The 15,705-nt window shown below is 50.0% G+C and carries 14 protein-coding genes; 4 read left to right on the top strand and 10 right to left on the bottom strand.

Annotated elements, in window-relative coordinates; genetic code table 11:
- The first annotated feature begins 92 nt into the window (after window positions 1-92).
- Complete coding sequence (locus tag ACJAZW_RS08875; protein WP_415157189.1) at window positions 93-812, top strand: FadR/GntR family transcriptional regulator; 720 nt, start codon at window positions 93-95, stop codon at window positions 810-812.
- Between the two features lie 33 nt (window positions 813-845).
- Here ACJAZW_RS08875 and ACJAZW_RS08880 read toward each other — a convergent pair whose 3' ends face one another.
- Entirely contained in the window at window positions 846-3,233 is a 2,388-nt protein-coding gene (locus ACJAZW_RS08880) for a 1-deoxy-D-xylulose-5-phosphate synthase N-terminal domain-containing protein (RefSeq protein ID WP_415157191.1), read from the bottom strand.
- A 191-nt stretch (window positions 3,234-3,424) separates the two neighbouring features.
- Window positions 3,425-4,639 carry a methionine gamma-lyase gene (locus ACJAZW_RS08885; RefSeq protein WP_415157193.1) on the bottom strand — a complete coding sequence of 405 codons (1,215 nt, stop codon included), beginning with the start codon at window positions 4,637-4,639 and terminating at the stop codon, window positions 3,425-3,427.
- 140 nt (window positions 4,640-4,779) lie between these two features.
- Here ACJAZW_RS08885 and ACJAZW_RS08890 point away from each other — a divergent pair, with 140 nt between their 5' ends.
- Window positions 4,780-5,235 carry an Lrp/AsnC family transcriptional regulator gene (locus ACJAZW_RS08890; RefSeq protein WP_415157195.1) on the top strand — a complete coding sequence of 152 codons (456 nt, stop codon included), beginning with the start codon at window positions 4,780-4,782 and terminating at the stop codon, window positions 5,233-5,235.
- Window positions 5,236-5,259: 24 nt separating this feature from the next.
- Here the strand turns inward: ACJAZW_RS08890 and ACJAZW_RS08895 are convergent, their stop codons facing one another.
- From ACJAZW_RS08895 to ACJAZW_RS08920, 6 genes are all read right to left on the bottom strand, one after another.
- Entirely contained in the window at window positions 5,260-6,201 is a 942-nt protein-coding gene (locus tag ACJAZW_RS08895) for a sugar kinase (RefSeq protein ID WP_415157197.1), read from the bottom strand.
- 365 nt (window positions 6,202-6,566) lie between these two features.
- Window positions 6,567-7,730 carry a winged helix-turn-helix domain-containing protein gene (locus tag ACJAZW_RS08900; protein WP_415157199.1) on the bottom strand — a complete coding sequence of 388 codons (1,164 nt, stop codon included), beginning with the start codon at window positions 7,728-7,730 and terminating at the stop codon, window positions 6,567-6,569.
- Between the two features lie 68 nt (window positions 7,731-7,798).
- Window positions 7,799-8,848, bottom strand: a complete 1,050-nt coding sequence (locus tag ACJAZW_RS08905) for an ABC transporter substrate-binding protein (protein ID WP_415157201.1) — start codon at window positions 8,846-8,848, stop codon at window positions 7,799-7,801.
- Complete coding sequence (locus ACJAZW_RS08910; protein ID WP_415157203.1) at window positions 8,818-10,203, bottom strand: sensor histidine kinase; 1,386 nt, start codon at window positions 10,201-10,203, stop codon at window positions 8,818-8,820. The genes ACJAZW_RS08905 and ACJAZW_RS08910 overlap by 31 nt, the downstream gene beginning before the upstream one ends.
- Window positions 10,200-10,868, bottom strand: coding sequence for a response regulator transcription factor (locus ACJAZW_RS08915; RefSeq protein ID WP_415157205.1), 669 nt, complete (start codon window positions 10,866-10,868; stop codon window positions 10,200-10,202). The genes ACJAZW_RS08910 and ACJAZW_RS08915 overlap by 4 nt, the downstream gene beginning before the upstream one ends.
- Window positions 10,869-10,955: 87 nt before the next feature.
- Window positions 10,956-11,744 carry an SDR family oxidoreductase gene (locus ACJAZW_RS08920; RefSeq protein ID WP_415157207.1) on the bottom strand — a complete coding sequence of 263 codons (789 nt, stop codon included), beginning with the start codon at window positions 11,742-11,744 and terminating at the stop codon, window positions 10,956-10,958.
- Between the two features lie 182 nt (window positions 11,745-11,926).
- Between ACJAZW_RS08920 and ACJAZW_RS08925 the strand changes: the two genes are divergently transcribed.
- On the top strand, window positions 11,927-12,136 hold the full coding sequence (locus ACJAZW_RS08925; RefSeq protein ID WP_415157209.1) for a DUF1858 domain-containing protein: 210 nt from the start codon (window positions 11,927-11,929) through the stop codon (window positions 12,134-12,136).
- Window positions 12,137-12,138: 2 nt separating this feature from the next.
- Here the strand turns inward: ACJAZW_RS08925 and ACJAZW_RS08930 are convergent, their stop codons facing one another.
- Complete coding sequence (locus ACJAZW_RS08930) at window positions 12,139-12,831, bottom strand: Crp/Fnr family transcriptional regulator (protein ID WP_415157211.1); 693 nt, start codon at window positions 12,829-12,831, stop codon at window positions 12,139-12,141.
- Window positions 12,832-12,994: 163 nt separating this feature from the next.
- Here ACJAZW_RS08930 and ACJAZW_RS08935 point away from each other — a divergent pair, with 163 nt between their 5' ends.
- Window positions 12,995-14,194, top strand: a complete 1,200-nt coding sequence (locus ACJAZW_RS08935) for an NnrS family protein (protein WP_415157213.1) — start codon at window positions 12,995-12,997, stop codon at window positions 14,192-14,194.
- Between the two features lie 65 nt (window positions 14,195-14,259).
- Here the strand turns inward: ACJAZW_RS08935 and ACJAZW_RS08940 are convergent.
- Window positions 14,260-15,705 (bottom strand): calcium-binding protein (locus ACJAZW_RS08940; protein WP_415157215.1); only part of this gene is annotated, 1,446 nt, incomplete at its 5' end.

Here is a 15,705-nt window from a genome sequence, read left to right on the forward strand (position 1 = left end):
AATTCTTAGAAAACTAATTTCGGCCTAGCTATTGATTTTTGGGCTTTTTTTGCGCTTAAACTCTCAACACATCAAAATTGGTTGAGAAAAAATTGTCCCAAACACGGTCAAATGCACTCGAAAAACTGAAATCTGGAACAAAAACCACGCCGACAGTTCGTGCCTATGAATCTGTTGTTGCCAAAATTCGTTCGCTGATTGAACAGGACAAACTCGGCCCAGGCGATATCTTACCGCCAGAGCGCCAACTTTCAGAACGTTTCAAAGTTTCGCGCCACTCATTGCGTGAAGCCATTCGGGTGATGCAAGAACAGGGTGTGCTCGCTGCCCGTCAAGGCAGCGGCAACTTTATTCAAGCCACAAGCCAAGCTGATCTCGTTCGGGCGCTAGGATTCTCCAAAAAGAGCGGCAAGAGAAAACTTTTTGATCTTTTCCAATTGCGCGAAATGCTCGAACCGCAAATTGCTGGCTTGGCGGCAGAAAATGCAAATGCAGACCAACTCGCCATCATCAAAAACTTCGCGACGCTGGTCAACGAAACCGAAGATTTCCAAACCGGACAAAAACACGATCAAGAATTTCACGAGGCCATTGCGGCCGCCACCGGCAACGAACTGCTTTTCAACGTGCTCCGCGAAATCAACAAAAGCATGTTGCCAACCGCATCAACGCCTGCCGAGCGTCAGCGTCGCGACCAAGTTTCCAATGCGGGACATAGGCGGATAATTGCGGCTCTTGAGGCACACGACGCAAAAGCTGCCGAAGCGGCAATGCGCCTGCACATCGCTGAAATTCGATCAGAGGTGATTTAGCCGCCACAATATGTGAGGCGACTAATACCGAACCTAAACGACAATCCGAAGGTTTCGAAGTGGCCGACCACACACAAGATTTTGCGCCACAGAAACTATTGTATCAGCATCAATTCCGTAGTGGCTATATAGATCACCAACTGTGCCAGTCTGGCCAAAGTGCTCAACGCCTAGAGGGATGGTCTCGTGCCCTGCTACTGCGCCCAGCCAACTCAAAGTCGCGGGATGGCCATCCGTCACGGTGATGATTTTGCAATGCGGTGGCAAATCCGCCAACATCCGCTCAACATGCGACATGGCATTTCCATTACCACGACGACGCGCGCGCTGCGCAGCCGTCCAACCCGCATTCAAACGATCTGCTGACGTGCAAGCCAAAACACCAATGTCGCGGCGATCTTCGCCAATCCGACCCGCTGCATCGAGCACTTCAGGCGCAACCACCCCTTGATAGGCAATCACCACATCGCAATTGGCACCCGGCTTGCGCCACCAGTAGGCGCCATCTATTACACCTTGTTTGAAATCATCACCCTCACGCCACATCGGTTGTTCAAGCGGACGTGTAGACAGACGCATATAGATTGAGCCACCTGTTTCATCACGCAGCCAAGTCCGCTCGTCTGGATCACCCTCACCATCGCGTTGCATATAATCAAATGCCCACTGCATGATAATGGACAATTCATCCAAATATGCAGGTTCAAATGCGGCCAATCCGTCTTGACTCATGCCAATTAATTGGGAGCCGATTGACTGGTGCGCACCACCTTCTGGCGCAAGCGTGATACCGGATGGTGTGCCAACAATCATAAAGCGACTATCTTGATAACAAGCGTAGTTCAGCGCATCCAAACCACGGGCGATGAACGGATCATAAACAGTGCCAATCGGCAACAACCGTTCGCCAAAAATCGAATGCGAAAGACCTGCTGCCCCAAGCATTAGAAACAAGTTCATTTCCGCTATGCCCAGCTCAACATGCTGACCATCTGGCGAGAACTGCCACTTTTGCGCCGAAGGAATAGCTTCATCCTTAAACGTGTCTTGCAACACTTTTCGATCAAACAAGCCCTTTCGATTGACCCACCCACCAATATTGGTGGACACCGTCACGTCAGGTGACGTGGTGATGATGCGCTCGGAAAGCTTGTCATCGCGCTTGCCAATCGCATCCAATATTTTGCCAAAACCTGCCTGCGTAGATTGCATCCGGTCGGTCAACTTCACCGGTTCGCCCACAGGAACTGCATCGGCACTGAAACGGCGTGTACCCTTTAAGAAGAACGGAACCTGATCCAAAAACGCTTGCGTTTTCTTTTGATCTGCAATCGCGCCGAACTTTTCCCACTCGCTGCCAGTTTTAACCCCAACATTGTTGCGAAAGATCTCCATTTGAGCAGGTGTCATCAATCCAGCATGATTGTCTTTATGCCCCGCAAGCGGCGTGCCCCAACCTTTGATGGTGTAGGACAAGAACATGGTCGGTTTATCGTGATCAATGCTCTCGAACGCATCAACCAATGTTTCCATGCACTGACCGCCCAGATTGTTCATCAACGCCGACAATTCCTCATCAGAACGCTTCTCGATGAGAGCGGTTACATCACCCTGATCGCCAATTTGATCCAACAAGCGTTTGCGCCAAGCGGCACCGCCTTGGAAAGTCAGCGCCGAATAAAGCTGGTTCGGACAATTGTCGATCCACTCGCGCAGCTTATCACCGCCTGGCTCTGCAAATGCGGCACGCTGTAGCGAACCGTGCTTGATCCTGACCACTTCCCAACCAAAAGCTTTAAAGATCGTCTCAAGACGCTCCCAAAGTCCCTCTTTGATGACCCCATCAAGGCTTTGTCGGTTATAGTCAATGATCCACCACACATTGCGCACATCATGTTTCCAACCTTCCTGAAGACACTCAAAAATATTGCCTTCATCCATCTCCGCATCGCCAATCAACGAGATCATGCGACCCATCGGCTTGTCTTTTGCCCACTTTTTGGCCTGCAAATAATCTTGAATCATTGAGGCAAATGCGGTGATCCCTACACCTAGGCCAACCGACCCGGTGGAAAAATCAACATCGTCAATGTCCTTCGTGCGACTTGGATAGCTTTGAACTCCACCGTAGCCACGAAAGTTTTCCATTTTCTCGCGAGTTTGATTACCCATAAGATACTGGATGGCGTGAAAAATCGGCGACGCGTGGGGTTTAACCGCAATACGATCTTCAGGCTTCAATATGTGGAAATAGAGCGCGGTCATGATCGAAACAATTGACGCGCAAGAAGCTTGATGCCCCCCCACTTTCACGTCGCCATCGCCTTTTGGGCGCAAATGGTTCGCGTTGTGGATCATCCAACAGGCAAGCCAAAGAACTTGGTTTTCCAATTGCTTGAGTTGCTCAATATCTTTTTTCATGACGGTTCTCTCTTGGAGCAGTTGTGACATTCGTCAAACAAGCACGACAACGTGGCAGTCACATATAAAAGTTGTCAGACATCTTACATAACAAATATCAAAGGGCAAGCCATATATGCTCTGAAGCGTGTCCAGAAACGGCGGCGTTTTCTCAGCCATCTAGCTTGAAAGCGCCGCCACAAAGGACTTACTTAAGCGACTTTTTCTGCCGCCATGGGCAGCGCCTGCATCAAATCAGCAATAATGTCGTCTGGCTCTTCCAGGCCAACAGACATGCGGATCAAACCTTCGCTGATCAAGTGTTTTGCACGTTCTTCCGGAGTGTATGTGGAATGCGTCATGCTGGCAGGGTGCTGGATCAATGTTTCAGCATCGCCAAGGCTTACCGCACGTTTGATCATCTTCAAGTGGTTCATGGTCGCTTTACCCGCATCAATGCCGCCGATAACTTCAAAAGCAATCATGCCACCAAAGTCTTTCATTGTGCGTTTGGCAAGGTCATGCTGTGGAAAGCTCTCCAGACCGGGGAAATGCACCACAGAAACCATCGGGTGTGCTTCAAGGGCGCGCGCTACTTTCATCGCATTGGCGCAGTGACGATCCATCCGCAGCTGCAATGTTTTAATGCCCCGCAAAATCAACATCGCATTGAACGGCGCCATCACGGCCCCGGTCATATCCTTCATGCCGACCAAGCGTATTTGGGTAATATCTTCCAGCGAACCTGCAACCAAACCTGCGATAACGTCACCGTGGCCACCAAGATATTTCGTTGCTGAATGCACAACAATATCGGCACCCAATTCAATCGGCCGCATCAAATACGGCGTAGTATATGTGCTATCAACAACCACTTTCGCACCATGTTCGTGCGCGATTTCGGACACTGCAGCCACATCGACCAAACGCATATTTGGGTTTGCAACGGTCTCGAAATAGACAATTTTGGTTTTGTCGCTAATCGCTGCCCGCACATTCGCTGGGTTGGTCATATCCACATGGGTGATCTTGATGCCGAACTTGGCCAGACCGTGCGTGAAGAACGCAAACGTGCAACCATATAGAGTCTCGTCACAAATCACTTCGTCACCCGGCGACAGGAATGTCCACATCACAGATGAGATTGACCCCATACCGGATGAGTTCGCCAACGCCGCTTCAGCGCCTTCCAAAATGGCAATACGGCGCTCCAGCAAATCACAGGTGGGATTGGAAATGCGCGAATAAACATGACCCGGCTTCTCACCAGCAAAAATGTCGCCACCGTGCTCCGCACTTTCAAATGCAAATGTTGACGTGAGGTGAAGCGGCGGCGTAAGTGCTCCCTCTTCATCCAAAGGATCATAACCGTGATGAATAGCTCTTGTCGAAAACCCTAACGGGCGACCCAATGCATCATCTTTCATTTCGCAAATCTCCAAAGCTGAAACTGATGGTCGTTGCACCACCTTTGTTCACATGATACTGCTTTTTGAAGGGCATTTTCTGACTTTGTTTGCCAATCAAAGATGATTTATTGGCAGATAATTGCTCAAAGGAGACAATTTTGGACCAAACAGACCAAAAGATAATAAGGGAACTGCAAGCGAATGGTCGGTTAACCAACCAAGAGCTTGCCGAGCGTGTAAATCTCTCTGCCTCGCCCTGCCTAAGACGTCTCAAAAGCCTTGAAAAACGCGGCATAATCAAAGGCTATTGCGCTATTGTTGACCAAAAAGAGTACGGGCTGCCTGTTACTGTATTTGTGAGAATCAAACTGCAGCATCACACCGAGGATGCGGTGAAAGGTTTTGAAACCGCTATTCTGCACATTGATGAAATTCTTGAATGTCATTTAATGACTGGCGACTGGGATTACTTGATGCGTGTGGTCGTGGCCAGCTTGGAAGACTATGAGCGATTTACCCGCAAAAAAGTACACAAAATTCCTGGGGTTGCGGCAATTGAAACCAGCTTCGCCTACGGTGAGGTAAAGCGGGTCAACATCTTCCCTGCCGTATAACAATCATTTGAAAATGAACCAAAATCAAAGATCTAATGCTGGCATCTGGTCACGCGGTATGATTGCACCGGGGAATTGGATGACACACGCGGCAAGTTGCTGACCAGTTTTTGCACAGGTTTGCAACACATTGCCATTAAGGCGTGCCGCCAAAAACCCGGCGCTGAAACTATCACCGGCCGCCGTTGCATCAACAACCTTTGCAACAACATCAAACTCGATGTTCTGCGTCGTCCCATCAGCATAGACCACAATGCGGCCCGCGCCATCGGTAACCACCAACGCCGCATTTCCCAACACAGACAGCCGGTCAATTGTTTGCGAAATGCTTTGTGTGCCGAATAGAGCTTCCGCTTCGTCTTGGCCAATTTTAACAATCGTCGACAGGCCAATCACTTGCTCCATCATTTTAGGAACATCGATATCTGGCGCGTGGCTTTGCCAAAGGTTTTGACGAAAATTGACATCAAACATCACATCGCGCCCTTCAGACACAAATTGTTTGATGATGTTGAGCAGCCGATTTCGCCCCGCATCCGATAAGATCGCCAATGTTATGCCCGACAAATATAGCGCATCAAAACCCAAGAGGAACTCTTCTTCTTGATCAGCGCCCACGCCAGTAAGAACGTGCCTTACCGCCGCATCACGACGCCAGTAGGTGAACGAGCGCTCTCCTTCTGCGTCAGTACTGATTGCATAAAGGCCAGGCGTTCCGGGTTCTGATTGAGTAGTAGGCGAAAGCACAACACCTTCATCCCGCATTCCCGCTGCAAGATTATCAGAAAACGGCCCTTTCCCCAGTCTCGTCAGATAGCCGACCTTGTTTTCATTTCCGAACAAGCGCGACAAATAGATCGCTGTGTTCCCGGTATCGCCACCAAAGCCAAACCGAGCCGAGCCGTCAGGTTGGACTCCTGAAAGCTCAAGCATGATTTCGCCCACGCACACGACCGATTTCGCCATAAGTTCCGCCTCAATTACCATGCCAAACTGTTAGCGCACGCTTAGTTTGAAGTCTAGGGTCTGGACTCAACTGAGAAAAGGTCTGGATTGGGTGCAAAATAGACTGATTTGAGGAGAGAAACGAAAGCGATTTTCATATCGGTGAGGCTTTTCGACGCTGAAGCAGCCTGTTTTGCACATAACCCGAAAGGCAGCATTCAATTTTGCCAGTTTGTCGTTGAAATATCCTCATTGACAGCAAGTCAATTCGGCCCATTCGCCTAAATCTGATCAAATTTGAACTGCTGTCCAGATCATTTCTCAGTTGAGTTCAGACCCTAGTCGGCTGCATCCATTCTGGTCCAATTCAACTGAACAATTTAATCCTATGTCTGCGCGCACAACCAAACAACGTCTTCAACACCACCTAGTTTTGCAAACTGTTTTAGTTCTTTATCCAGGGCGTTCATGCGCGCATCACCCCATTTCACCTTAGGCTCCTGCCAAAACGAAATCACGTTCAACTGAGATTTCTTGCGATCAGCCTTCAATTCAATTCGGCCGACAAACCGATCATTTTGCAACAGCGGATAAACATAATATCCCCATTCTCGCTTTGCTTCGGGCACAAAAATTTCAATTGTATAGTCAAACCCAAACAAGCGCTTTAGCCGCGCCCGATCCCTGATCAACGGGTCAAAGGGGTTAATTATACGCAGCCGTGATGTTGGCTTGGTCAATTCGTCAAGTTCGCTTTCAATGTCGCCAAAGGCGAGAACTTCCGACCAACTGCCATCATTTGCTTGCACAGCGACAGGTTCAACATCAGCCGTCTCCGCCCATGCTTTTACTTCATTCGGGCTGACCGCTTCCCAGAATTTCCGAATTTCACCGGGGCTTGCAACACCCAAACGGCGCAACGCCGCTTCGCACAACCAATCAATTTGCTCCTGTTCACTCAGCTCCGTATCAAACAATTCTTTGGAAATCACCCGATCCGTCAGATCGTAATACTTACGGAACTTTTCCCGGTGCGACGTGGTCAAGACACCCGCATACCAAAGATAATCCAGCGTTTTCTTGTGCGGCGGACGCGCCCACATCTCTTTTTTGCCTTCAATTTTTGTATCAAATGCTTCAGTGGACAGCGGCCCCTCTTTCGTGATGCGATCAAGGATGAGTTGTTGCACTTTTTTACTTGTCACTTCTTTGCCAAAATAGTGCCGTTCAACACGCGCCTTCATAAGATCAAAACGCCGCTGCCACATGGGGAAAAACTCACTCGGAATCATCGAGGCATCGTGGGTAAAATGCTCGAACAAATCACCCGAACGGCCCAAATGTTCATCAATCATATCCGAACGATAAGTTTGGTTGCGACTCCACAGGATATGGTGGTGCGCGCGCGCGACATTTTGAATCGTGTCTATTTGTACAAAGCCGAGATCTTTGACAGTTTGCAAAAGATCAAACTGGCCAAGCGGCGGCTTTGCCAACAAGTTTTTGTTCAGCCAAAACCAACGCGCCTGCCTATTCTTTATCTTCAGCATTACTCATTCCAATCTAACAATTCACATAAAGACTGGAACAAATATAGAACGAGTGCAAGCGCAGATATTTACTCATTTTGCTTTATCGAGCTGGTCCAGCTGCGAAGAAACGTTTCGCGACGCAATTGATCCAAAAACACCAGCAATCCAGGGCCCATTCTGATGGGTCGAAGCACGGTGCCTGCGGCTTGCTGCTGGTCAGTAATCGGCGGCAAACCCGTCGCCACCGACAGGTCAGGATGAGCGCCCAAGCGGGCCAAAAAATCAATCATACGGCCGGCGGCTTCTGGTTGTTTTGCGCCACGTGGAATAAGCGCCGTGCGCAACATTACGCCAACAAAATCATCCAAATATACAATTTTTAACCCATCGGCACCCTGTAGCTGACTGGCCGCATAGCTACCCAATACATTGTAGGCCAACGCAAGTTTACCCGAGGCCACATCAGAGATCATAGCTCCCGAACAACAATAGAGTTGCGCATCAAGCCGCCCCATCACTTCAGTTAATCGCCAAAAACTCTCGGTATTGCGCGAATCTTGTGTCGCAAACAAATATCCAAGGCCCGACGTGCGCACATCATATGTGCCAACACGTCCCGCAAATCTGTCGGGATTGTCCCGCAAGAGTTCAATAAGTTCTTGGCGTGTCCTTGGAACATCCAAACCCTCAAAAGAAGCTTCCGAAATCACCATCACCGCAGGTTCTTGCGTGAACCCAAATACCTGATTGCGCCACGTTGCCCATTGAGGCAATGTTGATGTTGCCTCAGAAGAATAATCAAGGGCGAAACCATCATTCGCCAACTTCGTCTGCAGGTCCATGGCAGACGAAATCACCAAATCAAATTGCGCGCCCTCTTCATAGATCGCTCTCATCACCTCAGTGCTGCCGGACGTGACGTAATTGATGCCAATGTCTGGATTGGCAAGTTGAAATGCACGAATTATCGGCTCAAAAACCTCGATATCAGCCGTTGACAATATCGTCAGCGTTTGTTGCGCGCTGGCAAGCGGATAACGTTTTTGCGCTTCGATCTCAAAGGCTTGCACCGGCAAAATCAGACCGACGAAAAGCACCAACCCAACTAGGACCGTTCGAAAACCAGCATAACGCATGCACCAACACCTTCCTTATTTGCCTCGATCAGCAGGTGACCTTTATGGGCGCGTAGGACCTCATCGGCGATGGTCAAACCCAGACCAGACCCAACGATATCATCAACATTTGTACCGCGCGAAAACCGTCCTGTTAATTTGCCCAAATCTGCACCGTCAAATCCACGTCCTTGGTCAATTATTGACAGTTTCATCTCTTTCTCATTTTGTGCGACTGCGACAATTATTGTGCTCTCGGCAGGCGAATACTTTATCGCATTATCCAAGACATTCCGCACTGCATTTTGCAGTAAAATTCGGTCGCCAAAAATATTTGCACTCTGCTTCGGCAGCTCGCGAACAATCTCGATGTCCTTCAATTCTGCTGTGGGCTGCAACCGCTCGCACGTTTCCATTGCCAATGTGCGAAGGTCTATTTCATCCCGTTCGAGATGGTCAGTTCTAAACGTCACCATAGCGTGATCAAGCAACTGCCCAGCAGAGCGCGAGCTCTCGTCAACAGCTCGGATCATCTCTCTCAAAGCCTTACGATTTTCCGGCTTTTCCATTTGCCGATGCACCACTTCCGCTTGGGTGCGTACAGTAGCCAGTGGGGTGCGCACCCGATGTGCCGCTTCAGCAATAAACTCCTCAGATCGGGTCAAGGACGCACGCAACCTCATCATAAAATTATTTAGTGCATCCACCAACGGCACCAGCTCACCCGGCGTATTGGTGACGACCGGCCGCAGGTCTTTCGGGCCGCGCCGTGCAACCGATTTTGCCAGTTTGTTCAAAGGTGCAACTGCGCTTTGTGCCGCCAACAGACTAAGCGCTGTGGCCATTAGGAAAAAACCAATGGCAACTGCCATCGCTGTTGAGGTGATTTGTGAAGATATGGCCGCCAATCCGCGACGCGTTTGCGCAATAATAATGCGCACATTTGCCGCGCGTTCACCATTGCTGACAGCGCGCGCCAAGGAAACAACACGTACCTCTTCTCCTCGGTATTGATCGGTTACAAACTGCGCAATACGCTGCCTGTTATCCACTTCGGGTACCGCCAAATCGTCATAACCAGTTACTGTTTCACCGTCAGCAACAATACGATAAAACACCCTGTCCTCAGAAATTGTGCCCAACATTGACAATGCCGAATATGGCAATTCTACCCGCACCCGACCACGTTCCGAATATAGCGCGTCGGCAATTGACGTGGCGGAAGCGGCAAGAATATTGTCCTGGGTGTCAGCGGCAGCTTGTTCTGCAACAGAACGAACCGCAACAAAAAACACAATCGACAACAACGCCGCCATGACCGAAAGTTGGACAACCAATCGACGGCGGATGGAGTTTGTTACCAAAAATCTGATCATGATTGTTGGATCATCCGATAACCAAGCCCCCGCACCGTTTCTATCCGCGCTTGCGACCCTTCAAGCTTCTTGCGTAAACGCCCCACATAGACCTCGATAGCATTTTCAGAAACATCATCATCGAATGAAAACAACCGGTCCATCAGGTAAGTTTTAGAAAAAATCTGTCCAGGAGACCCAAAAAATACTTCCAGCAACCGCAATTCTCTGTTTCTAAGCGAACGTTCCTGCGCTGCTACTTTGAGACTGCCAGTCGTGGGGTCAAATACCAGATCAGCAAATTCCCGCGCGTTGTTGACGCTGCCACCTTGTCGCCGCAACACAGCACGGCAACGCGCTTCCAGTTCAGAAAAATCAAACGGTTTGGTGATATAGTCGTCCGCGCCCAGATCCAAAAGCCCTACACGATCAGACACTTCTGATCGGGCAGTGAGCACGATAACCGGCGTCCGCTCCGCTTTGCTGCGATGGGTTTTCAAAAATGAACGGCCATCGCCATCCGGCAACATAATATCCAATAATATGAGATCGTACGCCACAGTTGATGTGCTCACCATCGCATCGCTTAAGTCTTCAGCATGATCGACAACATGCCCTTCCAACGCAAAACGCTCTTTGAGCGCTTTTGCCAGTTGCATATTGTCTTCTACTAACAAAAACCGCAATGCGAACTCCTCATCAAGGTTGGAAAAACAACTCAAATTATGTCACGAATTCAAGTACTTTGTTAGAACGCTCAATTTGAGTTTGCGCTAGATGCCTTGTGTGGCACCACCGTCGCAACGAACAACAGAGCCGTTGACATAGCTCGCCCGTTCGGAAACTAAAAACGCTGCCAATTCGCCGAATTCTTCAGTTCGTCCATAGCGACCAACAGGTATTTGCGCTTCGTTTTGCGCGCGCACATCTTCAATACTGCGCCCAGTCCGTTCTGCGTTATTGCCATCGAGTTGATCCAATCGCGCGGTGTGTATACGCCCTGGCAATTGCATATTGGACGTTATGCCATCTCTCCCGACTTCATTCGCAAGCGACTTGCTCCATCCAACAAGTGACGACCTCAATGTGTTGGACATGGCCAAATTTGGAATAGGCTGCTCCACACCCGAAGATGCGATGGTCAGAACGCGTCCCCACTTGTTCGCCTGCATATCCGGCAGGCAAAGATTGGTGATCTCAATTACTCGCAAAACCATTGTGTCGAAATATGTGCGCCATGTTTGTGCATCTGGAGTGGTTGTTGTGCCCGGTGGTGGACCGCCCGTATTGTTAACAAGAATATCTATTCGACCCAACTTGGCCTTTGCCGCAGCAAAAATGTCACTCGCGGCGGACACATTGGATAAATCAGCTTCAACAAAGTCAGCCTGCCCCGGTCCCATCGCGCTCAATCGTACAGCAACTTCGGCGAGTTTTTGTGCTGAGCGACCACAAATCACAACATGAGCGCCCTCATGCACCAAAGCCGTCGCGACCGAAAGACCCAATCCTTGGCTCGATGCCAAAACCAACGCCTTCTTTCCCGTCAATCCCAAATCCATATTGCATCCTAACTACATCTGATTGCGCACCTGTTCGCCCACCATCAAACGAACACAATAAACACAAGCTAAACCTACACTTTGCACCAGTTTGTGCCAGCGCAAAGAAACATTTTTGTGAAGAAATTATGTTCTGAATAGCGAGATCGTTGCTAGCGGATCTTCGTTTCACGGGGAGAAAGATGCCAAAATCGACGATTGAACCAAATTTGAGCCTAGACGAAATAATGCAACGTTGGCCAAATTCCATTGCCGTATTTTTGAAACACAAAATGATTTGCGTCGGCTGTCCAATTTCTGGCTTCCACACAATCAAGGACGCGTGCCGCGAATATCAATTGGACCAGAACACATTTCTGGTCGAACTAAACTTCGCGCTCAGGCCCAAATGACCTCAATGTCCTTCCGCAATGATGACTAACTTATGTGCAGACAATACTTCAATTTTCTGACGACCTACAGCGACCAATCCAAGATTCGACCAGCTGCTGAAAATACGACTTACTGTGTGCAAAGTCGTTCCTGACATTTCAGCGATATCCTGACGCGATATCGGCATGTCAATCCGAATACCTTTGGCCGTTTTTTTGCCGGTTTGTTGCACCAATCGAACCACAGCCCGCGCAACACGCCGTTCCACTTGCTCGGTGGCCATTTCGACGATGCGATCTTGCGAGGCGTTCAAGCGTTCGCCCACAGCACCGTGCGCATTTTGTACAAGGCGTGGCACTTTTTTTTCAAATATGTCCCAAAATCTGTTTGGCCAGTGCAAAGCCACACAATCTGCGACGGCCAATGCAGTTGCAGGATAAGTGTCTCGCCGAAGCGCCGGCGCAATACCAAACACATCACCAGGCGCAAAATGGCGCATAATGACTTGTTCGCCATTTTCCGTTGTGCGGATCACTTGCAAAAACCCGTCAAGCAAAACAAAAAACCGTGTCGCTTTTTCACCTTCGCGGAAAAACGCCTCCCCTTTCACAAAGAGACTTGAATGAGCGTCAGATAAAACCAACTCAAGCTCATCAATATCCAAGCCGACAAATGCTTTTAGATCTTTTATTAGGGTGGGATCGATTTTCAACATATATGACTAGCCACTCAACAATTTTTGAACAGTTTGATCTTTAGCAAACATTCCTTTGCAACGACAGACTAGAAACAAGATTGAGTGCGCCCGCTTGCAACACCCACAATTGATTTGGGTTGGACGTCGGGCTGGCGCGTCCCCCTTTTGAACTTGAGGCAACATGCTACACAACAAAGTCCGCGCACGCCCCGAACACGGCCCTGCCTTCTTATCATATGGGTTTCGCCCTTTTTTCTTTCTTGGCGCTTTATATGCGGCCCTCAACATCTTGTTTTGGCTGCCATTCTACTTTGCGGAAATCGAAATCCCGATAGTTGTAGGCACCGTGGATTGGCACGTGCACGAACTCTTATTCGGTGTATTGCCCGCAGTCATTGCCGGTTTTTTACTCACCGCAATTCCCAACTGGACTGGTCGTTTACCCGTCAAAGGCACCCCGCTTTTGTTACTGGTTGTGATTTGGCTTGCTGGTCGTATCGCTTTCAATTTTTCTGCATATTTTGGCCTAACGGTTACCGCGTTTGTGGATAGCGCTTTTCTTTTGATATTTTTTGGGGCCGTCGCAATTGAAATTATCGCAGGCAAAAACTGGCGCAACGCCCGCGTATTGGCGCTGATTGGGATACTAGCCGCTGGCAATATTGCTTTCTATGTGGAGGTAAGTTTGTTCGGCGAGGCAAGCATTTCCCGCCGGGTCGGCATTACAGCCATCACACTGCTCGTGATGTTGATCGGCGGTCGGATTATCCCAAGCTTCACCCGAAACTGGCTCGCTCGCATGAAACCGGGGCGGTTGCCAACGCCATTTAGTAAACTTGATAAAGTGGCCCTTGGTTTTTCAATCATCACCCTGGCCGGTTGGTCAATTTGGCCCGAGAGCATTTTCGTAGGCTATTTGTTTTTGCTGGCCGCAGCTGCCAATTTGGTGCGCCTAAGTCGTTGGGCGGGTGATCGCATCATTGGTTGTTATCTCTTGCTAATATTACATCTCGCCTACTTATTTTTGCCCATTGGCTTTGCCCTTATCGGCGCGCACATTCTATGGCCAGGTCAAATAAGCGCAGCGGCGGGAATTCACGCGGTGGGTATGGGCGGATTTGGTTCAATGATACTTGGCGTCATGGTACGCACCACCAGGGGGCATACCGGAAACGACCTTAAAACAGACTTCGGCGCACAACTGGCATTCACAACAATTCTTCTTGCCTCATCACTACGCGTATTGGTTGCGCTTGATCTATTTGGAGATTTCAGCCAAATCCTGTTGCGCACCGCACAGTTTGGATGGAGCTTTGCGTTTTTGAGTTTTGCCGTCTTTTACGCCCCAAAATTGTGGGGCGCTCGGCGCAATAAAGCTTAGCAGACACAATTTGGGCGCCCCAATCCATTGGAGCGCCCAGAATTTTCGGTCTTGGAGTATTCGCCTTACCAGGACAGACTTTCAATCCCATCAAAATCAATCGTACTGCCATCAGACAGCTCAATTGTGCCACTGGTATCCTCACTAAAGACCATCTCCCCGTCATCGACAGATAAGATTTCGCCGCTGGTCACGGTCACGGTCCAATCGGATCCCATCACACCCAATTCTTGGCCCGATCCGGAACCGTCAGAAAGCGAGATGCTGTCTGTCCAATCTGCTCCAGTGCCGCCATGAACAACATCATTGCCGTCACCAACAGAGAACAAGAAGACGTCGTCGCCCTGACCGCCATATAGTTGATCATCACCGGCACCGCCTTGGATGATATCATTGCCAGCACCGCCACTTATATAGTCATCTCCAGCACCGCCGTCGATTATGTCATCGCCCGCGCCGCCGCTTACTCGGTCATCACCAGATCCTGCGTTAATGCGATCATCGCCTGCGCCGCCACTTACCCGGTCATCGCCAGAGCCTGCATTAATAATATCGTCGCCAGCACCGCCAGAAACAACATCGTCGCCTGATCCTGCGTTAATGCGATCATCGCCTGCGCCGCCACTTACCCGGTCATCACCTGAGCCTGCATTGATGCGATCATCACCTGCGCCACCAGAAACAACATCGTCTCCTGATCCAGCGTTAATACGGTCATCGCCTGCGCCGCCGCTTACCCGGTCATCGCCTGATCCAGAATTGATAATATCGTCGCCAGCACCGCCAGAAACAACATCGTCTCCTGATCCAGCGTTAATACGGTCATCGCCTGCGCCGCCGCTTACCCGGTCATCACCAGACCCTGCATTGATGCGATCATCACCAGCACCACCGCTTACCCGGTCATCGCCTGAGCCTGCATTGATGCGATCATCACCAGCACCACCGCTTACCCGGTCATCGCCTGAGCCTGCATTTATGCGATCATCACCTGCGCCGCCGCTTACCCGGTCATCTCCCGAACCTGCATTAATGCGATCATCACCGGCACCGCCAGAAACAACATCATCGCCAGAGCCTGCATTGATGCGATCATCGCCAGCGCCGCCACTTACCCGGTCGTCGCCTGATCCTGCATTGATAATATCGTCGCCAGCACCGCCACTTACGCGGTCATCACCAGAGCCTGCATTGATGCGGTCATCACCAGCACCACCGCTTACCCGGTCATCGCCTGAGCCTGCATTGATGCGGTCATCTCCCGCACCGCCAGAAACAATATCATCGCCTGATCCAGCATTGATGCGGTCATCGCCTGCGCCGCCACTTACCCGGTCGTCTCCTGATCCAGCGTTGATAATATCATCACCTGCACCACCGCTGACCCGGTCATCACCAGAGCCTGCATTAATACGGTCATCACCTGCGCCGCCGCTTACCCGGTCGTCACCTGATCCAGCGTTGATAATATCATCACCTGCGCCACCAGAAACAACATCGTCTCCTGATCC

The sequence above is a fragment of the Maritalea sp. genome, assembly GCF_047634455.1.
Lineage (GTDB): Bacteria > Pseudomonadota > Alphaproteobacteria > Rhizobiales > Devosiaceae > Maritalea.